This is a genomic window from Palleronia sp. LCG004 (assembly GCF_032931615.1).
Lineage (GTDB): Bacteria > Pseudomonadota > Alphaproteobacteria > Rhodobacterales > Rhodobacteraceae > Palleronia.
On the sequence record NZ_CP136759.1, the window covers coordinates 2,654,128 to 2,672,728 of the forward strand.

Sequence of the window (18,601 nt, forward strand, 5' to 3'; positions counted from 1 at the left end):
AACCTCGAAGGATGGGGCGGGCGATGGCATAACCCATGGTTCATCTCTATGTAGGGTCCGACACGGGTCGAGTCCACCGGCCCGGCCCAGGCAACGGAGGTTCCCATGTGGTTGTTCGCGCTGTTCGTGGCGGTGCCGATGATCGAGATCGCGCTCTTCATCCAGGTCGGCGGTGCGATCGGCCTTGGATGGACGCTGATCGTCGTGCTGCTGACGGCCATGATCGGCACGGCACTCGTGCGCTCGCAGGGCAGGCTCGCCATGGCCGAGCTGCGAAAGTCGTTCAACAGCCTCAACGATCCGACCGAACCGCTGGCCCATGGCGCGATGATCCTGTTTTCGGGCGCGCTTCTGCTGACGCCCGGCTTCTTCACGGATGCTTGCGGCTTCGCGCTTCTGGTGCCCGGAATACGCTCGTGGGTCTTCCGCCAGATCCGCGACCGGATCGAGGTGCGGCATATGGGCGCCGGGCCCCATGGCGGCCCGTCGCGGCCCGATCCGCGGGCGCAGGGCCCCCGCGGTCCGCGCGGTCCGGCACGCGGAGACGTGATCGACGGCGACTATACCGAAGTCGAGATCAAGGAGCCCGATCCCGACCGCCCGCGCTCGGGCTGGACCCGCCATTGAGACGATCCGGGCCATCTGCTAGCTAGGCGAAGACATTTCATCCGGAGAGAACGATGGCCGAGAACGACACACCGACCCAAGACGCGAATTCCGGCGCCAACGGCGCCGCGCCCGCGACCCCGCAACTGCGCCCGATCGGACAATTCGTCCGCGATCTTTCGTTCGAGAACATCCTCGCCTCGAAGCCGGTCGAGGGTCAGGTCCAGCCCGACATCTCGGTGCAGGTCGGGCTCGACGCCAAGAAGCGCGGCGAGGACGGCACGCAGTACGAGGTCATCGGCAAGTTCAAGATCACCTCGAAGAACAAGGGCTCCGAGGACATCCTGTTCGTGATGGAGCTGGAATACGGCGGGATCTTCAAGGTCGAGAACGTCAAGGAAGAGCAGCTTCATCCCTTCCTGCTCATCGAGGGGCCGCGCCTGATGTTCCCCTATATCCGCCGGATCGTCTCGGACGTGACGCGCGACGGCGGCTTCCCCGCCCTCAACCTCGAGCCGATCGACTTCGTCGCGCTCTACCGTCAGGGCATCGCCCAGCGTCAGGCCGCGCAGCAGGCGCAGCAGACGCCCGCCTCCTAGGCCTTCGACCAGAGCGCCGCGTCGCCCATCGCCGCCACCATGGCCGCATGGGCGGCGCGTTCCTCGTCTGTGATCCGTGCGGGCAGGGGCGTCGCTCGCGGACCGGGGCGCCAGTCACGCTCCGCCGAGGCCTCGCCACCCGTCCCCGACGACTGGCCCAGCCCGAAATCCGGCTGGCGCCCGCCGATAAGCTCCAGATACACTTCCGCCAGGATCTCGGAATCGAGCAGCGCGCCGTGCAGCGTGCGGTTCGAATTGTCGATCCCGAACCGCCGGCAGAGCGCGTCGAGCGATGCGGGCGCGCCAGGAAACCGCCTGCGCGCGATGGCGAGCGTGTCGATCGCCTGATCCATCGGCAACAGCCGCGCCTTCATCCAGCCCAGCTCGGCATTGAGGAATTTCATGTCGAAGGCGGCGTTGTGGATGACGAGCTTCGCATCGCCCACGAAATCCAGAAAGGCCTGTCCGACCTCGGCGAAGAGGGGCTTGTCGCTCAGGAACTCGTCGCCGAGCCCGTGGACCTGGAACGCGCCGTCGGGCATCGACCTTTGCGGGTTGATGTACTGGTGATAGGTCCGGCCCGTGGGCACGTGGCCCATCAGCTCGACGGCGCCGATCTCGACGATACGGTCGCCCTGTTCCGGCTCGAATCCCGTGGTCTCGGTATCAAGGACGATTTCGCGCATGTCTGCCCCCGCGGATGTCGTGGATGAGGGCGTCGATTGTCGCGCGCGTCTCCTCGAGGTTCAAGCTCGGGATCACGACGTCCCCGCGCGCGCGCTTCTCGGCATCCGGCACTTGCCGGGCGAGCACCGCGTCGAGCCTTTCTTCCGTCATTCCGGGGCGTGACAGAACGCGGTCGCGCTGCACCTCGGCGGGTGCCGAGACGACGGCCACGAGGTCGAACCCGCCCTCGGCGCCCGTCTCGAAAAGGAGCGGAATGTCGAGCACCGCGATATCGGCCTCGCAGCTTTCGACGAAACGCGCGCGATCCTCGGCCACGAGCGGGTGGATCGCACGTTCGATCCGGGGCAGGGCACCGGGATCGCCCGCGATCCAGTCCGAGAGCTTCTTGCGATCGACCGCGCCACCCGCGATCGCATCGGGGCGCATCGCGCGGATGGCCTCCACACCCGCACCGCCCGGCGCATAGAGCGCGTGGACCGCCGCATCCGCATCCCAGACGGGGATATTCCGCGCGCGAAACAGCCCGGCCGCGGTCGACTTGCCCATCCCGATGGAGCCGGTCAGCCCGACGAGGAAGGGCCTCATCCCCTCAGGACGGCGGCGCGAGTGTCGTCGTCGACCTCGGGCCGCTCCCCGAACCAGCGCTCGAAGCCCGGAACGCCCTGGTGCAGCAGCATCCCGAGCCCGTCGACGGTGGTGCAGCCCATCTCGCGCGCACGTCTCAGAAGCGTCGTCTCGAGCGGCGTATAGATCGCATCGGTGACCAGCGCGCCGGGCGACAGACCGTCGAGCGGCACGCGGAACTCGGCCTTTCCCTCCATCCCGAGGGTGGTCGTGTTGATCACCGTCGCCGCATCGTCGAGCGTGTTGCCCGCCTGAACCCAGTCGTAGACGACGATCTTGGCGCCGAATTCCTTGCGCAGCGCCTCCGACCGGGCGCGTGTGCGGTTCGTCAGCCGTATCTCGGGCACGCCCGCCTCGATCAGGGCGGTGATGACCGCCCGCGCGGCGCCGCCCGCACCGAACAGCGCGGCCGGGCCATCCTTCGGCGACCAGTCGGGCGCGTTCTGGCGCAGATTCATCAGGAAGCCATAGCCGTCGGTATTGTCGGCATGGATCACGCCGCCCTCGCGGAAGGTCAGCGTGTTGGCCGCCCCGATCAGCGCGGCACGGTCCGACACGCTCGTCGCGAGGTTCAGCACCGACACCTTGTGGGGCAGGGTGACGTTGCATCCAACGAAACCCATCTTCGGAAGCGCCGCCAGCACCTCGGCAAGATCGCTCTGCTCCACGTGCAAGGGGATATAGGCGCCACGCAATCCGTGCCGCTTCAACCAGTGGTTATGCAGGATCGGCGATCTGGAATGGGCGATCGGGGCGCCGATCACCCCGGCCAGCGGTATCTTCGTATCACTCATGCGCGAAGATTGCCCCGGTCGATCAGCCACGACAAGAGCGGGATCATCGGCAGGCCGAGCGTGGTAAAATAGTCGCCCTCGACCGACCGGAAGAGGCGCATACCCTCTTCCTCCAGCTTGTAGCCGCCGACCGACTCCCGGATGCTCTCCCAGTTCCGCGCCACGTAATCGTCGATATAGTCGTCGCTCAGGTTCCGCATGGCGAGCTTGACCATACCGATATGGCGCCAGATCGGCTCGCCATCCTCGTAGGCCACGATCGCCGACAGAAGCGTGTGCCGATCGTCCCTCAGCCGCTTCAGACCGTCGCGCGCGGCATCGGGGCTTTCGGGCTTCGACAGGATCTCTCCGCGATGCGACAGGACTTGGTCGCAACCGAGGACGATCGCACCGGGCCTGCGGGTGGACACCTTGCGCGCCTTCGCCTCGGCCAGCGCGTCGGCCACGTCGCGCGGCGGGGCCCCCTCCGCGCGCATCGACGCCTTCACGGCCTCCTCGTCGATCCGCGCGATCTCCGTCTCGAAGGTCAGGCCGGCGCTGCGCAGGAGATCGGCCCGCGTCCGGGAGCCCGAGGCGAGGACAAGATCCATGGATAACTCCTGGGATAGATGGGCGGACGAGCTGTGGCTGCATCTGTGGCTGGAAATACGGGTTCGGACAATCCCCGATTCCTCCGCAAAGGAGTCATCCTTCACCCCCGTGGATTGCGGTGCGGACAAACGGGCGCCGGACTTGTTCCGTCCACCGCCATCCCGAACGAACATCACAAACAAACCCCCAGCCCGGGAAATCCGCAACATTCTGGGAAAAAATATTTTTTTCGGAACTGCCCAAGTTCACGCACAGACTTATCCACAGGTTGCAAAGGTGTCCCGGGATCTTGTGGAACAAGAGTCCTATCCACATTATCCACCGCCCTACAAACTTCATCATCTTTTCTTTCTAATCTTTTTATTTAAGAGAAGGCGGCATGACCGAGACGCTCTCCAGCCTCTATCCATGGATAAAATCCCTCCATGTGATCGCCTTCGTCGCGTGGATGGCAGGGCTCTTCTATCTGCCGAGATTGTTCGTCTATCACGCGGAACAGGCGCGGATCGGCACCGACAAGGCGCAGATGCTCGAGACGATGGAGCGCAGGCTTCTCAGGGCCATCATGAACCCCGCCATGATCGTCACCTGGCTCGCGGGGCTCACGCTCGTCATGACGCCCGGTGTGGTCGATTGGGGCTCCGTGTGGCCCTGGACCAAGGCTGCGGGTGTTCTGACGCTCACATGGTTCCACATGTGGTGTGCGGGGCAGAGAAAGGCGCTCGCCGCGGGCGACTTCTCGACCAGCGGCAGGCGCTACCGGATCATGAACGAGGTTCCGACGCTTCTGTTGATCCTCATCGTGGTCTCGGTCATCGCACGGCCGTTCTAGACGCATTCGTTGACAAGACGGGGCAGGGCGGCTATCTGCGCCCCGACCGATCGTCCGATCGCGTTCCTTCCCGATGACGATACATGATTGCCCGTACGGTCGCCCGTGCGGTCACGAGGACACCGACATGACCCAGGACCGCCTGAACCTCGCCGATCTCAAGGCGCAGAGCCCCAAGGATCTGCTGTCGCTCGCCGAGGAGCTCGAGATCGAGAACGCCTCGACCATGCGCAAGGGCGAGATGATGTTCTCGATCCTCAAGGAACGCGCGGATGAGGAATGGGTGATCGGCGGCGATGGCGTTCTCGAGGTGCTGCAGGACGGCTTCGGCTTCCTCAGAAGCCCCGAGGCAAACTATCTGCCCGGTCCCGACGACATCTATGTCAGCCCCGAAATGATCCGCCGCTACGCACTGAGGACCGGTGACACGGTTTCGGGCGTCATCCGCGGCCCCGACGAGACGGAGCGTTACTTCGCGCTCGTCGATGTCGAGAGCATCAATTTCGAGGAACCGTCCAAGGCCCGTCACAAGGTCGCCTTCGACAACCTCACCCCGCTCTATCCCGACGAGCGGCTGAACATGGAAATCGAGGATCCGACGGTCAAGGACAAGTCCGCCCGGATCATCGACCTCGTCTCCCCGGTGGGCAAGGGGCAGCGCTCGCTGATCGTGGCACCGCCGCGGACCGGCAAGACGGTGCTTCTTCAGAACATCGCCCATTCGATCGAGGCCAATCACCCCGAATGCTACCTCATCGTGCTGCTCATCGACGAGCGCCCCGAAGAGGTGACCGACATGCAGCGCAACGTGAAGGGCGAGGTGGTCAGCTCCACGTTCGACGAACCCGCCACGCGCCACGTCGCCGTGTCCGAAATGGTCATCGAAAAGGCCAAACGCCTGGTCGAACACAAGCGGGACGTCGTGATCCTGCTCGACTCGATCACCCGCCTCGGCCGTGCCTACAACACGACCGTTCCGTCATCGGGCAAGGTGTTGACGGGCGGTGTCGACGCCAACGCGCTGCAGCGTCCCAAGCGCTTCTTCGGCGCCGCGCGGAACATCGAAGAGGGTGGGTCGCTCACCATCATCGCCACGGCGCTGATCGATACCGGCAGCCGCATGGACGAGGTCATCTTCGAGGAATTCAAGGGGACCGGCAACTCCGAGATCGTGCTCGACCGCAAGGTCGCCGACAAGCGCGTCTACCCGGCGATGGACATCCTCAAATCCGGCACCCGCAAGGAAGAACTCCTGGTCGACAAGGTCGATCTGCAGAAGACTTACGTCCTGCGCCGGATCCTCAACCCGATGGGCACCACCGATGCGATCGAGTTCCTGCTGTCGAAGCTGAAGCAGACCAAGACCAATTCGGAATTCTTCGACTCGATGAATTCGTGAGGCCGCGACATGGACACCATCTTTGCCGAGGCCACCGCGCCCGGGAAAGCCGGTGTCGCTGTCATACGGGTATCCGGTCCGCAAGCCTTTGATTTATTTGGTAAAATAGTTCAAAACCGCCCCCCGCACCGGCGGGCGGCACTGCGTAACATTCACGATCTCGACGGCAATATCCTCGACAGCGGACTGGTCCTGACCTTTCCCGCCGGGGGCAGCTTTACGGGCGAAGACAGCGTGGAGCTTCAACTGCACGGCAGCCGCGCCATCGTCCGCGCCGTGTTGAATGCTCTCGAAGGTATCCCAGAATTCCGGCCCGCAGGTCCAGGCGAGTTCACGCGCCGCGCACTCGACAACGAGCGGATGGATCTGACTCAGGTCGAAGGTCTCGCCGATCTGATCGAGGCCGAGACCGAGCTCCAACGCCAGCAGGCTCAGCGGGTCCTGTCCGGGGAATTGTCCCTCAAGGTGCAGGAATGGCGCCGTCATCTGATCGAAGCTGCGGCACTGATCGAGGCGACGCTGGATTTTGCCGACGAGGAAGTCCCGGTCGACGTGATGCCGGACGTTCGCACCCATATCGCCACCGTCGCCGCCGCATTGAAACGGGAACTCGATGGTTTCGGTGCCTCCGAGCGGATCCGCGACGGGTTCGAGGTGGCAATCCTCGGGGCACCGAATGCCGGAAAATCCACGCTTCTCAACGCGATCGCACAACGACAGGTCGCCCTGACGTCGGAAATTGCCGGTACGACCCGCGATGTCATCGAACTGCGCGTGGACCTCGCAGGCATTCCAGTGACATTCCTCGATACCGCAGGATTAAGGGAAACATCCGATCCCCTCGAAGCGGCGGGGATAGGTCTTGCGCGTCGTCGAGCTATGGAGGCCGATCTCAGGGTGCTCATTCTCGACAATGACGGTAAGCTCCCGATCCAGCCGCAGGATGGCGACATCGTCAAACTCGGAAAGGCCGATCTCGGCGCCGGGGATATATCCGGTATTACGGGGCAGGGGATCGACGCCTTGATTACGGAAATCTCGGATACGCTAAGGCTGCGGAGTGCGACGCCCTCATTGTCGATCCGTCAGCGCCATGCCGAGGCGATCCGCCGCGCGCTCGACAGCTTGCGCCAGGCGGAACGTCTCATCGATATGAAGACGGATGACGAAGTGATAGCCTTTGCCATCAATGACGCGACTGCTGCGCTTGAAACGCTGATCGGCCGGGTCGACATAGAAGATCTCTTGGGCGATATCTTTTCGCGCTTCTGCATAGGGAAATGACATGTTTCACGTGAAACATCGAAAGCCGAAAATCGTCGTTGTCGGCGGTGGCCATGCCGGCGTCGAAGCGGCATCCGCAGCAGCCCGGGCAGGGGGGGATGTGTTCCTCGTAACCCTGAAGGCAGATGCGATCGGCGTCATGTCCTGCAATCCTGCCATCGGCGGCCTCGGCAAGGGGCATCTCGTTCGCGAAGTCGACGCGATGGGCGGCATCATGGGCGAAGCTGCCGACAAAGGCGGAATTCAGTACCGCTTGCTCAATCGTCGCAAAGGCCCCGCGGTTCAAGGTCCCCGGGCCCAGATGGACCGGGAGCTTTACCGCAAGGCGGTTCAGGACGCCGTTTCGGCCCAACCTGGCTTAACGGTGATCGAAGATCAGGTCGTCGATTTCGTTACAGAGGGCGGACGGATATCAGGCGTCACTTTAGCCAGCCAAGGACATCTGCATTGCGACGCTGCGATCCTCACAACAGGAACGTTCCTGAACGGCGTTATTCATATTGGAGAGCGTCAGATTGCCGGTGGCAGAATGGGCGAATCCCCCTCCATTCCATTGGCCGAGCGACTGTACAAGCTGAACCTCCCTATGGGGCGCCTGAAGACCGGGACGCCACCGCGCCTCGACGGGCGCACGATCGATTGGGACCGGCTGGAGCAGCAACCCGGCGACGTCGATCCCGTCATGCTGTCCTTTCTCTCGTCCAAACCTTCGGCCAAACAGATCTCTTGCGCAATCACGCATACGAACCCGAAAACCCATGATATCGTCCGGGAAAATCTCGGTCGCTCCGCGATGTATAGCGGCAATATCAGCGGGGTCGGACCGCGCTACTGCCCCTCGATCGAGGACAAGATCGGCCGCTTCGCCGACAAGGACTCGCACCAGATTTTCCTCGAGCCGGAAGGTTTGCAGACGGACCTCGTTTACCCCAATGGCATCAGTACATCGCTGCCGGAGGACGTTCAGGTCGCCTACGTTCGGTCGATCGTGGGATTGGAGGATGCCAGGATTGTCCAGCCAGGCTACGCAATCGAATACGATTACGTCGATCCAAGGGCGCTCGATCGGTCGTTACAGCTCGAAAGTCTGCCTGGGCTTTGGCTTGCAGGCCAGATCAATGGGACGACGGGATACGAGGAAGCCGCCGCGCAGGGGCTTTTGGCGGGGTTAAATGCCGTCTACTCCGCAATCGGGACGGACCCGTTCATCTTCTCTCGAACAGAAGCTTATATCGGCGTAATGGTCGATGATCTTGTGTCCCGCGGGGTGTCCGAGCCCTACAGGATGTTCACCTCACGGGCGGAATTCCGTCTCCAGCTGCGGGCCGATAACGCCGATCAGCGTCTGACGCCAGTCGCCATTGAGCGTGACTTGATCGATGAAAGACGAAAGCAGACCTTTAGGACCAAGCTTGACCAGTTGGAAGCCGGGCGGAAGGTTCTATCTGAATCTCAATTGTCGCAAAAGGACGCAATTGAGGCAGGGGTCCCGCTCTCTGCAGATGGGGCAAAGCGCAGCGGTGCCGATCTTCTCGCGATCGCGGGGGTCACGATTGACCAGCTCACCCCGCTCATGCCGGATCTGACAGGATTGCCAACGGAGATTCTGACGCAGTTGGAGCGCGAAGCGGTCTACACGCATTACCTTGATCGGCAGACCCGAGACGCGGAACGTCTGCGGAAGGAGGAAGGAACCCCCATACCGCCGGAACTTGACCTTATGTCGGTTCAAGGCCTGTCGCACGAGCTGAAACAAAAGCTGCGGCAGCACCGTCCCAAGACATTGGCACAGGCAGCCAAGGTAGAAGGCATGACACCGGCTGGGCTGAACGCCATCCTACTGCGCCTTCGGGTTGGATCGAGGACCGGCACGAATGCCTGACTTTGGGGATACCAATGTTTCACATGAAACATTGGAGTATCTTGCAGCCTATGCACGCGAACTTCTCAAATGGAACAAGCGGATCAATCTCGTTGGGCGGGCAACGACCGACGATGTGATGAGTCGACATATCGACGATTCTCTCCAGGTTTACGACGCGGTTGAAAACCCGACCGGTATCTGGTGCGATCTCGGCAGTGGGGGAGGGCTCCCAGCTATCGTTGTCGCGATCTGTGCGCGCGAGACCGCCCTAGAGGTCGTTTGCGTCGAATCCGACACGAGGAAATCGGCTTTCCTCTCCCATATGGCCCGACTTCTCGATCTAAATGTCAGAGTGATAATCGGGCGGATCGAGGCCGTAGACCCGATCAAGGCCGATATAATCTCCGCGCGCGCGCTGGCACCGCTGGAAAAGCTTCTCACCTTCGCGGAGAGGCACGCCAAGCCGCATGGCGTCTGCCTTTTTCCCAAGGGCGAGACGTTGCAATCGGAAATTCACCGCGCATCGGAGGAATGGCAGTTCTCTTTGGAAGCGATTCCAAGTAGAACATCCTCACGCTCCGCCATTCTCAAAATCACGGATATCGCGCGTGTCGAACGAACGTAGCAGCCCGAAAATCATCGCGATCGTCAACCAGAAGGGCGGGGTGGGAAAGACCACCACGGCGATCAACCTTGGCGCGGCCTTGGCCGAGAAGGGGCACGGGGTCGCGATAATCGATCTCGATCCGCAGGGAAACGCCTCTACCGGGCTCGGGATCGAGGCCGAAGACCGGGACTTGACGACTTACGATCTGCTCCTCGACGGTAAATCGCTGTCGGATGTGCTGGTTTCGACTGAATACGACAATCTTCGCATTGTTTCGGCCACTTCGGATCTGAGTTCCGCCGATATCGAGATGTATTCGAACAGCAAGCGGTCGTTCCTGTTGAAGGACGCGCTGACTGCGCCCGACGTCGAAAAGCTTGGACTCGATTACATTCTCATCGATTGTCCGCCGTCGCTCAGCCTCCTGACGATCAATGCAATGGTTGCGGCGCATTCCGTTCTTGTTCCGCTCCAGAGCGAATTCTTTGCGCTGGAGGGACTGTCCCAGCTCATGTTGACGATGCGGGAGGTCCGGCAGAGCGCCAATCCTGGCCTCCGAATCGAAGGTGTGGTTCTGACGATGTTCGACGGACGGAATCGCCTTGCGCAACAGGTGCTTGCGGATGCCAAGGACACGTTGGGCGACCTCGTCTTCGGGACGATCATCCCGCGCAACGTGCGGGTAAGCGAAGCACCGTCTTACGCCCAGTCGGTGCTCGACTACGATCCGGGATCGAAGGGAAGCGTGGCATATCGCGATCTTGCGCAGGAATTGGCGGCGCGCGGCGTGGTACAGGGAGAGACGGCATGAGCGAGAGACGACAGGAACGCCGGGGCCTTGGTCGGGGGCTGTCCGCCCTGATGGCGGATGTCGAGGTCGACCAGACGACGCAGACCGAACGGCGCGCCGAAGCGACCATTCCGATCGAGCGGATCCATCCCAATCCCAATCAGCCGCGCCAGACTTTCGTCAGCGAAAGTCTAGAGGAATTGTCGGCCTCCATCGCGACGAAGGGCATCATCCAGCCGCTGATCCTGCGCAATCACCCGACGAAAGAGGGTGAATACGAGATCGTCGCGGGCGAACGGCGCTGGCGGGCCGCCCAGATGGCACAGGTGCACGAGGTACCGGCGATCGTCCGGTCACTCGACGATACCGAGGTGCTCGAAGTCGCGATCATCGAGAACATTCAGCGCAGCGACCTGAATGCCGTGGATGAGGCGTCGGGCTATCGCCAGCTGATGGACCGGTTCGGTCATACGCAGGAACAGATGGCCGTCGCCCTCGGCAAAAGCCGCTCGCATATCGCGAATACGCTGCGTTTGCTGTCCTTGCCGCCCGGCGTGCAGGGCTATCTGGCGGAAGGCAAGCTGACTGCGGGGCATGCCCGGGCGCTGATCACTGCCGAGGATCCCGAGGCCCTGGCCCGTCAGATCATCTCCAGGAATCTCTCGGTGCGGGAAGCCGAAAACCTGGCCAAGGGCCCGAAGCCGACCCGGTCGCGGCGCAGTTCCGGCAAGTCGGAAAAGGATGCCGATACGCTTGCACTGGAGTCCGACCTCGCGGCAAATCTTGGTATGAAGGTTTCCGTCGACCACAACACCGAAAGCGGTGCGGGGCAGGTGACGATCTCTTACAAGTCATTGGAAGATCTGGATAATCTCTGCCAACTCCTGTCGGAGCGTCGCGACTAGGCGAAGAGGGCGCGCAGGATTCCGTTCAGGACCGGCCGCCCGGTCTCGGTCACCCTGAACCGATCCGATGTCCGTTCGACAAGCCCATAGCCTTCCAGGTCCAATACTTTTCGTTCGAAATCAGGAACTTGCTGCGCCAGTTCCAGCGGCACACCCTCGGCGATCCTGAGACCCATCAGCAGCCGTTCTTCGATCACGGTCGCATCGTCGAGTGTGACGATCTCCTCCGGCGTTTTTCCGGTAAGTGCGCCTTTCAACCAGACAAGCGGGGCGGTCGCCGTCTCGGTCGCATGACGCCGACCGTCGAGTGTCAGGCGCCCATGTGCACCGGGGCCGATACCGGCATAATCGCCGCCGGTCCAGTAGATCATGTTGTGCCGCGATTCCGACCCCGGCCGCGCATGGTTCGACACCTCGTAGGCCGGCATCCCGGCGGCCTCGCACCGCTCCTGCGTCAGCTCGTACATGTCTGCCGACAGATCCTCAGAGGGCAGGCCGCGCAGGCCGCCGCGCGCATACCGCTCGCCAAACGCCGTTTCCGGCTCGATGGTGAGCTGGTAGAGCGAGAGGTGATCGGCCGCCATCGCGAGCGCCCGGTCGAGCTCGGTGGCCCAGTCGTCCAGCGTCTGGTCCTGCCGCGCGTATATGAGGTCGAAACTCACCCGGTCGAAGGTCTCTCGCGCGATCTCGAACGCCGTTTCCGCCTCGGCCACCGAATGCAACCGGCCCAGCCGTTTCAGATCGGGATCGTTCAGCGCCTGAATTCCCATCGAGACGCGCCCGACACCGGCAAGGCGGTAGTCACGGAACCGACCGGCCTCGACCGAGGTGGGGTTGGCCTCCAGCGTGATCTCGCAATCGTTCGAGATATGCCAGTGCCGCTGGATCTCCGACAGGACGGTCTCGACCGTCGCGGGCTCCATCAGGCTGGGCGTGCCGCCGCCGAAATAGATCGAGCCCACCCGCCGTTCGCCCGTCATGGCACGGATGCGGGCGATCTCGGAGGTGTAGGCGCGCCTCCAGGCGTCGTGGTCGATCTGCGCCACGACATGCGAATTGAAGTCGCAATAGGGGCATTTGGCCTGACAGAACGGCCAATGGACGTAGATGCCGAAGCCCGGCTCAGTCAAAGCAGCCGGCGACGAGCTTGGCGAAGGCATCGGCGCGGTGGGAAATGCGGTTCTTCTCCGAACGCTCCATCTCGCCGAACGTGATGTCGTACCCGTCGGGCTGGAAGACGGGGTCGTAGCCGTGTCCGCCATCCCCGCGGCCGGGCCAGACGATGCGTCCCGACATCGTGCCGGGAAAGACCTCGTCATGGCCGTCGGGCCAAGCCAGGACCAGCGTGCAGCAGAACCGCGCGACCCATGGCTGGGCCGCGCCGCGTGCCAGAAGCTCGTCATGGGCCCGCCCCATGGCAAGGACGAAATCGCGGCCCGCGGGCGTTTCGGCCCAGTCTGCCGTATAGACCCCCGGTGCCCCGCCGAGCGCGTCGATCTCGAGCCCCGAATCGTCCGACAATGCGGGCAGACCGGTGGCGCGCGCCGCCGCATGGGCCTTGATCCGGGCATTCTCGACGAAGGTGGTTCCGTCCTCGACCGGCTCGGGCAGGCCGTGATCGGCGGCCGAGCTCAGCGTCACGCCGTAAGGCCCGAGGAGGTCGCGAAACTCCTCGAGCTTGCCGTGATTATGGGTCGCGACGACCAGCTTGTCGCCCGTGAAGCGGCGCATCAGCCCACTGCTTTCTTCTGCGCCTCGACCAGCGTGCCGACACCCTTTTCGGCCAAGTCGAGCAGCCCGTTCATCTGATCGCGCGAGAATGTCGATCCCTCCGCGCTCATCTGCAGCTCGATCAGGCGTCCGGCACCGGTCAGGACGAAATTGCCGTCCACGCCCGCCTCGCTGTCCTCGGGATAATCGAGGTCGAGCACCATCTGCCCGGCATAGATCCCGCAGCTGACGGCGGCCACGTGGTCGGTCAGCGGGTCGGTCACGATGTCGCCGGCCTTCATCAGCTTGTTGACGGCCAGGCGCAGCGCGACCCATCCGCCGGTGATCGAGGCGCAGCGCGTGCCGCCATCGGCCTGGATCACGTCGCAATCGACGGTGAATTGCCGCTCGCCCATCGCGTTGCGATCGACGCAGGCGCGCAGGCTGCGGCCGATCAGGCGCTGGATCTCCTGCGTGCGGCCGGACTGGCCGCGCTTGGCCTCGCGGTTCATGCGGCTATGCGTCGCGCGCGGCAGCATACCGTATTCGGCGGTGACCCAGCCCTGGCCGCTGTTGCGCAGGAACGGTGGGACGCGCTCCTCCAGCGACGCGGTGCAGAGCACATGCGTGTCGCCGCAGCGGATGAGGCAGGACCCCTCTGCATGGCGGGTCACGTCGGTTTCGATGGAAACCGGTCGCATCGTGTCTAGGTCTCTGCCAGAAGGTCGCATGGATGTTCCTTTGTGTTCGTCCGGGCGACGATGTCGCACCGGTGCAATTCCGGTGCAAGGCTGATACCACGTTCGATGATGAGTGACGAACACGCAGACGGCCGAAGCATGATCGAGGAAATGAACGATCGCACGCGCGAGGTCTTCCGCCGGGTGGTGGAGGGTTATCTCGCCTCGGGCGATCCCGTGGGCTCCCGCACGCTCAGCCGCGAGATGAGCGAGAAGGTCAGTGCCGCGACGATCCGCAACGTCATGCAGGATCTCGAGCTGATGGGCCTTCTGAACGCGCCGCATACCTCGGCGGGCCGCATGCCCACGCATCTGGGTCTCAGGCTCTTCGTGGACGGCCTGCTCGAGATGGGCGAGCTGACCGACGACGACCGCGCGGCGATCGACAAGACGCTCGGCAGCAACGAACGCGACATGGGCACGCTTCTCGACCGGGTCGGATCGGCGCTGTCGGGCGCCACCCGCGGGGCGAGCCTCGTGCTCGCGCCCAAGCACGAGGCGCCGATCAAGCATATCGAGTTCGTCTCGCTCGGCGACGACCGCGCGCTCGTCGTGCTGGTCTTCGAGGACGGCCATGTCGAGAACCGCGTCTTCGCGCCGCCGCCCGGTCAGACGCCGTCCTCGATGCGCGAGGCGGCGAATTTCCTCAACGCCATCGCGCAGGGCCGGACCATGTCCGAACTCCGCCGCGGCATGGCCGAGGAGATCGTGAAACACCGCCGCGACCTCGACGTGCTGGCGAGCGCCCTTGTCGAATCGGGCATCGCCGTCTGGGCGCAGGAGGGCGAACCCAACGAACGGCTGATCGTGCGGGGCCGCGCCAACCTGCTCGAGGGGTCCGGAGAGGATCTCGAGCGGATCCGAACGCTCTTCGAGGATCTCGAACGCAAGCGTGACATCGCCGAATTCCTGGAACTGACGGACGAGGGCGCGGGCGTGCGCATCTTCATCGGCTCCGAGAACAAGCTTTTTTCACTTTCGGGTTCCTCTTTGGTGGTCTCTCCTTATATGAACGCTGACCGAAAGATCATCGGCGCGGTCGGTGTGATCGGCCCCACGCGGCTGAATTACGGACGGATCGTGCCGATCGTGGATTACACGGCACAAATGATCGGCAGATTGCTGTCGGGCCAACGCTAGCTCCAGGTGAATACATGGCGAAAGAGAACGAAAGCGACATCGAAGCCGCGATCGAAGACATGCTGAAGGGCGAGACCTCCGAGGCCGACAAGGTCCGACGCAAACCGCGCCCTGCCAATGCCGAGGCGACGGTCGATCTCGACAATCCCGGCGACGGCCCCTCCGGCCCGGAAGAGCCCCCGGTGGTCGAGCAGGACGACGGCATCGCCGCCGAGCTCGAGGCGCTCAGGACCGAGCGGGACGAGTACAAGGACCGGTTCGTCCGCGCGCTGGCCGAGGCCGAAAACGCGCGCAAGCGGTCCGACCGCGACCGCCGCGAGGCCGAGAATTACGGCGGCTCCAAGCTCAGCCGCGACATGCTGCCGGTCTACGACAACCTCAAGCGGGCGGTCGAATCCATCGGCGAGGAGCAGCGCGAGGCCAATGCCGCCCTCATCGAGGGAATCGAGCTGACGCTGCGCGAGCTGCGCAATGTCTTCGAAAAGCATGGCATCCGCGTGATTTCGCCCACTCTGGGTGAGAAATTCGACCCGAACCACCACGAGGCGATGTTCGAGGCCCCGGTCCCCGAGACCAAGGCCGGCGACATCATCCAGGTCATGGCCGAGGGCTTCATGCTGCACGACCGGCTCCTGCGGGCCGCGCAAGTGGGCGTGAGCTCGACGCCGCGCTCCTGAAAGGCGCGTCTTAAGTCGATTATGAGGCCCCGGAGATGATCCGGGGCCTTTTCCGTTCGGGGCCGGCAACGGCGCCGGATCAGGTGCGGGGCGTGTCCTTCCGGGCCAGGGACGACAGCTCGTAGACGAGATCGAGCGCCTCGCGCGGGCTCAGCTCGTCAGGATGCACGCCCTTCAGACGGTCCGACAGCGGATCCTCACGCGGCGCCTCGGGCAGGGGCCGCGCGGCGGAAAAGAGCGGCAGATCGTCGATCAGCATCGTCTTGCCGCCCTCCGCATCGCCCTTTTCGAGCGCGGCGAGCACGTCCTTCGCGCGCGCCACGACGCTTTGGGGCAGTCCGGCGAGCTTTGCGACCTGCACGCCGTAGGACCTGTCGGCCGATCCCTTGCGCACCTCGTGCAGGAAGATCACGTCGCCATCCCATTCCTTGACCGCCATCGTCGCGTTGCTGACGCCCGAAAGCCGCTCCGACAGATGGGTCATCTCGTGGTAATGCGTGGCGAAAAGCGCGCGGCAGCGGTTGCGGTCGTGCAGATGTTCGAGCGTCGCCCAGGCGATCGAGAGACCGTCATAGGTCGCCGTGCCGCGCCCCACCTCGTCGAGGATGACAAGCGCGCTCTCGTCGGCCTGGTTGAGGATCGCGGCCGTCTCGACCATCTCGACCATGAAGGTCGAACGCCCCCGCGCCAGATCGTCCGAGGCACCGACCCGGCTGAAAAGCTGGCTCACCAGACCGATGCGCGCGCGCGTCGCGGGCACGAAGGCCCCCATCTGCGCCAGCAGCGCGATCAGTGCGTTCTGCCGCAGGAAGGTCGACTTGCCTGCCATGTTGGGCCCCGTCAGCAGCCAGAGCGCGGCCGCGTCCCCGCCCTCGGAAAGCGCGCAATCGTTGGCGACGAAAGGCGCGCCTCCTTGCGCGCGCAGCGCCTGTTCCACGACGGGGTGGCGCCCGCCCTCGACCGCGAATGCGCGGCCCGTCTCGATCACCGGCCGGGTCCAGCGCTCGCCCTCGGCCAGATCGGCCAGCGCGGCGGCAAGGTCGATCCCCGACAGCGCACGCGCCGCATCGCCGATCGGCCCCGCATGGTCGAGGATCCGCGCGGCGAGCGCGCCGAAGATCCGCCGCTCGATCTCGATCGCGCGGTCGCGGGCATTCAGGATCCGCGTCTCCAGCTCGCTCAGCTCCACGGTCGTGAAGCGCACCGCGCTCGCCGTCGTCTGGCGGTGGATAAACCGCGCCGAAAGCGGCTCGGCCAGCATCTTCTTGGCGTGGGTGGCGGTCGTCTCGATGAAATAGCCAAGCACGTTGTTGTGCTTGATCTTCAGCCCGGGGATCGCCGTTTCCTCGGCATAGTCGGCCTGCATGCCCGCGATCACGCCGCGCCCTTCGTCGCGGAGGCGCCGCACCTCGTCGAGCTCCTCGTCGAAGCCGGGCGCCACGAGGCCGCCCTCGCGGGCGAGGACCGGGGGCTCGGCCACCAGCGCCTCGTCGAGTTCGGACAGCAGGTCGTCGTGACCGGACAGTGCCACCGCCGCCTGGGCCAGCTCGCGCGGCAGATCCCGGTCGGCCAGCAGATCGCCCAGATCGCCGGCCCGGCCCAGCCCGTCGCGGATCGCGGCGAGGTCCCGCGGTCCGCCCCGTTCCAGCGCCAGCCGCGACAGCGCCCGGTCCATGTCGGGCGCGCGCCGCAGCGTCCCGCGCAGCGCCTCGCGCAGCGACCCGTCCTCCACGAGGTATCCGACCGAGTCGTGACGCGCGCGGATCGTCTCCGCATCGCGCGAGGGCGATGTCAGGCGCCGCTCCAGCAGGCGCCCGCCGCCCGCCGTGACGGTCCGGTCGATCGCCGCGAGAAGCGTGCCGTCGCGTCCGCCCGACAGGCTGCGCGTCAGTTCGAGGTTTCGCCGCGTCGCCGCGTCGATCTGCATGGCGCCGCCCGCCTCCTCGCGGCGGGGCGGACGCAGGAGCGGCAGTTTGCCCTTCTGCGTGATTTCGAGATAATCGACCAGCGCCGCGAGTGCCGAGATCTCGGCCCGGTCGAACGTGCCGAACGCGTCGAGCGTCGCCACGTGAAACACCGAGCAGAGCCGCGCCGCGCCGCTCGTGCTGTCGAAGGAGCCGCGCGAGAGCGGCGTCATCTGGGCCCCGGCCTCGGCCACGGTCTCGGCCTGCGCGCGCTCGTGCGTTTCGCTCAGCAGCACCTCGCGGGGGCCGAGGCGAGCAAGCTCGGGGCCGAGGCGCACGGGCGGGCAGGGCGCGCAGGCAAGCTCTCCGGTCGAAATGTCGACCCAGGCGATGGCGCCCTCGCCGCGCATCTCGGCAAAGGCCGCGAGGAAATTGTTGCGCCGCGCGTCGAGCAGCGTCTCCTCGGTCAGGGTGCCGGGCGTGACGAGGCGCACGACCTCGCGACGGACGACGGATTTCGACCCGCGCTTCTTGGCCTCGGCGGGGTCCTCGGTCTGTTCGCAGACGGCGACGCGGAAGCCCTTGCGGATCAGCGTCAGCAGGTAGCTTTCGGCCGCGTGGACGGGCACGCCGCACATCGGGATGTCGTCGCCCTGATGCTTGCCGCGCTTGGTAAGCGCGATGTCGAGCGCCGCGGCCGCGGCCACCGCGTCGTCGAAGAAGAGTTCGTAGAAATCGCCCATCCGGTAGAAGAGCAGCGCGCCCTGATACTCGGCCTTGATGTCGAGATATTGCGCCATCATGGGCGTGACGGCGGCATTGGCGACATTCATGGGCGGTTTCCCCCT

19 protein-coding genes are annotated in these 18,601 nt (G+C 64.4%); 11 read left to right on the forward strand and 8 right to left on the reverse strand.

Features of this window, described 5'->3' with window-relative positions:
• Positions 1 to 105 precede the first annotated feature (105 nt).
• Complete coding sequence (locus tag RVY76_RS12970) at positions 106 to 627, forward strand: FxsA family protein (RefSeq protein WP_317374532.1); 522 nt, start codon at positions 106 to 108, stop codon at positions 625 to 627.
• 53 nt (positions 628 to 680) lie between these two features.
• Positions 681 to 1,205 (forward strand): protein-export chaperone SecB, encoded by a 525-nt coding sequence (gene secB / locus RVY76_RS12975; RefSeq protein ID WP_317374533.1) that lies wholly within the window; start codon positions 681 to 683, stop codon positions 1,203 to 1,205.
• On the opposite strand, the gene dnaQ is transcribed toward secB, so the two are convergent.
• Genes dnaQ through RVY76_RS12995 form a run of 4 tightly spaced genes read right to left on the reverse strand, consistent with a single transcriptional unit; the run spans position 1,202 to position 3,900 of the window.
• On the reverse strand, positions 1,202 to 1,891 hold the full coding sequence (gene dnaQ, locus RVY76_RS12980) for a DNA polymerase III subunit epsilon (protein WP_317374534.1): 690 nt from the start codon (positions 1,889 to 1,891) through the stop codon (positions 1,202 to 1,204). The two genes, secB and dnaQ, sit on opposite strands and share 4 nt — an antisense overlap.
• Positions 1,872 to 2,477, reverse strand: a complete 606-nt coding sequence (gene coaE, locus RVY76_RS12985; RefSeq protein ID WP_317374535.1) for a dephospho-CoA kinase — start codon at positions 2,475 to 2,477, stop codon at positions 1,872 to 1,874. Before coaE ends, dnaQ begins: the two co-directional genes overlap by 20 nt.
• Positions 2,474 to 3,310, reverse strand: coding sequence for a shikimate dehydrogenase (locus RVY76_RS12990; RefSeq protein WP_317374536.1), 837 nt, complete (start codon positions 3,308 to 3,310; stop codon positions 2,474 to 2,476). The genes coaE and RVY76_RS12990 overlap by 4 nt, the downstream gene beginning before the upstream one ends.
• A complete protein-coding gene (locus RVY76_RS12995; protein WP_317374537.1) occupies positions 3,307 to 3,900 on the reverse strand; it encodes a Maf family protein in 594 nt (197 codons plus the stop codon). Before RVY76_RS12995 ends, RVY76_RS12990 begins: the two co-directional genes overlap by 4 nt.
• A 380-nt stretch (positions 3,901 to 4,280) precedes the next feature.
• Here RVY76_RS12995 and hemJ point away from each other — a divergent pair, with 380 nt between their 5' ends.
• From hemJ to RVY76_RS13030, 7 genes are all read left to right on the forward strand, one after another.
• Positions 4,281 to 4,733 (forward strand): protoporphyrinogen oxidase HemJ, encoded by a 453-nt coding sequence (gene hemJ / locus RVY76_RS13000; RefSeq protein ID WP_317374538.1) that lies wholly within the window; start codon positions 4,281 to 4,283, stop codon positions 4,731 to 4,733.
• Between the two features lie 127 nt (positions 4,734 to 4,860).
• Positions 4,861 to 6,132 (forward strand): transcription termination factor Rho, encoded by a 1,272-nt coding sequence (rho, locus tag RVY76_RS13005; RefSeq protein WP_317374539.1) that lies wholly within the window; start codon positions 4,861 to 4,863, stop codon positions 6,130 to 6,132.
• Positions 6,133 to 6,141: 9 nt separating this feature from the next.
• On the forward strand, positions 6,142 to 7,416 hold the full coding sequence (mnmE, locus tag RVY76_RS13010; protein ID WP_317374540.1) for a tRNA uridine-5-carboxymethylaminomethyl(34) synthesis GTPase MnmE: 1,275 nt from the start codon (positions 6,142 to 6,144) through the stop codon (positions 7,414 to 7,416).
• Position 7,417: 1 nt separating this feature from the next.
• Positions 7,418 to 9,298: a tRNA uridine-5-carboxymethylaminomethyl(34) synthesis enzyme MnmG gene (gene mnmG / locus RVY76_RS13015; protein ID WP_317374542.1), complete on the forward strand. Its 1,881-nt coding sequence runs from the start codon at positions 7,418 to 7,420 to the stop codon at positions 9,296 to 9,298.
• Entirely contained in the window at positions 9,291 to 9,905 is a 615-nt protein-coding gene (gene rsmG / locus RVY76_RS13020; protein WP_317374543.1) for a 16S rRNA (guanine(527)-N(7))-methyltransferase RsmG, read from the forward strand. Before mnmG ends, rsmG begins: the two co-directional genes overlap by 8 nt.
• The gene (locus tag RVY76_RS13025) at positions 9,889 to 10,698 is read left to right on the forward strand and encodes a ParA family protein (protein WP_317374544.1); all 810 of its coding nucleotides are present in this window, start codon (positions 9,889 to 9,891) and stop codon (positions 10,696 to 10,698) included. The genes rsmG and RVY76_RS13025 overlap by 17 nt, the downstream gene beginning before the upstream one ends.
• Positions 10,695 to 11,582, forward strand: coding sequence for a ParB/RepB/Spo0J family partition protein (locus RVY76_RS13030; RefSeq protein WP_317374546.1), 888 nt, complete (start codon positions 10,695 to 10,697; stop codon positions 11,580 to 11,582). The genes RVY76_RS13025 and RVY76_RS13030 overlap by 4 nt, the downstream gene beginning before the upstream one ends.
• Here RVY76_RS13030 and hemW read toward each other — a convergent pair.
• The 3 genes from hemW to rph are packed head-to-tail and all read right to left on the reverse strand — an operon-like array spanning position 11,579 to position 14,023.
• The gene (gene hemW / locus RVY76_RS13035) at positions 11,579 to 12,712 is read right to left on the reverse strand and encodes a radical SAM family heme chaperone HemW (protein ID WP_317374547.1); all 1,134 of its coding nucleotides are present in this window, start codon (positions 12,710 to 12,712) and stop codon (positions 11,579 to 11,581) included. The genes RVY76_RS13030 and hemW overlap by 4 nt on opposite strands.
• Complete coding sequence (gene rdgB, locus RVY76_RS13040) at positions 12,705 to 13,313, reverse strand: RdgB/HAM1 family non-canonical purine NTP pyrophosphatase (protein WP_317374548.1); 609 nt, start codon at positions 13,311 to 13,313, stop codon at positions 12,705 to 12,707. The genes hemW and rdgB overlap by 8 nt, the downstream gene beginning before the upstream one ends.
• Complete coding sequence (gene rph / locus RVY76_RS13045) at positions 13,313 to 14,023, reverse strand: ribonuclease PH (RefSeq protein ID WP_317374549.1); 711 nt, start codon at positions 14,021 to 14,023, stop codon at positions 13,313 to 13,315. Before rph ends, rdgB begins: the two co-directional genes overlap by 1 nt.
• Positions 14,024 to 14,143: 120 nt before the next feature.
• On the opposite strand from rph, the gene hrcA reads away from it, so the two are divergent.
• Both hrcA and RVY76_RS13055 read left to right on the forward strand, forming a co-directional pair.
• On the forward strand, positions 14,144 to 15,172 hold the full coding sequence (gene hrcA / locus RVY76_RS13050) for a heat-inducible transcriptional repressor HrcA (protein WP_317374550.1): 1,029 nt from the start codon (positions 14,144 to 14,146) through the stop codon (positions 15,170 to 15,172).
• A gap of 14 nt (positions 15,173 to 15,186) precedes the next feature.
• A complete protein-coding gene (locus tag RVY76_RS13055; RefSeq protein ID WP_317374551.1) occupies positions 15,187 to 15,849 on the forward strand; it encodes a nucleotide exchange factor GrpE in 663 nt (220 codons plus the stop codon).
• A 79-nt stretch (positions 15,850 to 15,928) separates the two neighbouring features.
• Here the strand turns inward: RVY76_RS13055 and mutS are convergent, their stop codons facing one another.
• The gene (gene mutS / locus RVY76_RS13060; protein WP_317374552.1) at positions 15,929 to 18,586 is read right to left on the reverse strand and encodes a DNA mismatch repair protein MutS; all 2,658 of its coding nucleotides are present in this window, start codon (positions 18,584 to 18,586) and stop codon (positions 15,929 to 15,931) included.
• Between the last annotated feature and the right edge of the window lie 15 nt (positions 18,587 to 18,601).

What these genes read in the sequence shown, in the direction of transcription:
- RVY76_RS12970 (WP_317374532.1), top strand. Translation starts at nt 106, where the DNA reads ATGTGGTTGTTCGCGCTGTTCGTGGCGGTGCCGATGATCGAGATCGCG.
- secB (WP_317374533.1), top strand. Translation starts at nt 681, where the DNA reads ATGGCCGAGAACGACACACCGACCCAAGACGCGAATTCCGGCGCCAAC.
- dnaQ (WP_317374534.1), bottom strand. Translation starts at nt 1,891, where the DNA reads ATGCGCGAAATCGTCCTTGATACCGAGACCACGGGATTCGAGCCGGAA.
- coaE (WP_317374535.1), bottom strand. Translation starts at nt 2,477, where the DNA reads ATGAGGCCCTTCCTCGTCGGGCTGACCGGCTCCATCGGGATGGGCAAG.
- RVY76_RS12990 (WP_317374536.1), bottom strand. Translation starts at nt 3,310, where the DNA reads ATGAGTGATACGAAGATACCGCTGGCCGGGGTGATCGGCGCCCCGATC.
- RVY76_RS12995 (WP_317374537.1), bottom strand. Translation starts at nt 3,900, where the DNA reads ATGGATCTTGTCCTCGCCTCGGGCTCCCGGACGCGGGCCGATCTCCTG.
- hemJ (WP_317374538.1), top strand. Translation starts at nt 4,281, where the DNA reads ATGACCGAGACGCTCTCCAGCCTCTATCCATGGATAAAATCCCTCCAT.
- rho (WP_317374539.1), top strand. Translation starts at nt 4,861, where the DNA reads ATGACCCAGGACCGCCTGAACCTCGCCGATCTCAAGGCGCAGAGCCCC.
- mnmE (WP_317374540.1), top strand. Translation starts at nt 6,142, where the DNA reads ATGGACACCATCTTTGCCGAGGCCACCGCGCCCGGGAAAGCCGGTGTC.
- mnmG (WP_317374542.1), top strand. Translation starts at nt 7,418, where the DNA reads ATGTTTCACGTGAAACATCGAAAGCCGAAAATCGTCGTTGTCGGCGGT.
- rsmG (WP_317374543.1), top strand. Translation starts at nt 9,291, where the DNA reads ATGCCTGACTTTGGGGATACCAATGTTTCACATGAAACATTGGAGTAT.
- RVY76_RS13030 (WP_317374546.1), top strand. Translation starts at nt 10,695, where the DNA reads ATGAGCGAGAGACGACAGGAACGCCGGGGCCTTGGTCGGGGGCTGTCC.
- rdgB (WP_317374548.1), bottom strand. Translation starts at nt 13,313, where the DNA reads ATGCGCCGCTTCACGGGCGACAAGCTGGTCGTCGCGACCCATAATCAC.
- rph (WP_317374549.1), bottom strand. Translation starts at nt 14,023, where the DNA reads ATGCGACCTTCTGGCAGAGACCTAGACACGATGCGACCGGTTTCCATC.
- hrcA (WP_317374550.1), top strand. Translation starts at nt 14,144, where the DNA reads ATGAACGATCGCACGCGCGAGGTCTTCCGCCGGGTGGTGGAGGGTTAT.
- RVY76_RS13055 (WP_317374551.1), top strand. Translation starts at nt 15,187, where the DNA reads ATGGCGAAAGAGAACGAAAGCGACATCGAAGCCGCGATCGAAGACATG.
- mutS (WP_317374552.1), bottom strand. Translation starts at nt 18,586, where the DNA reads ATGAATGTCGCCAATGCCGCCGTCACGCCCATGATGGCGCAATATCTC.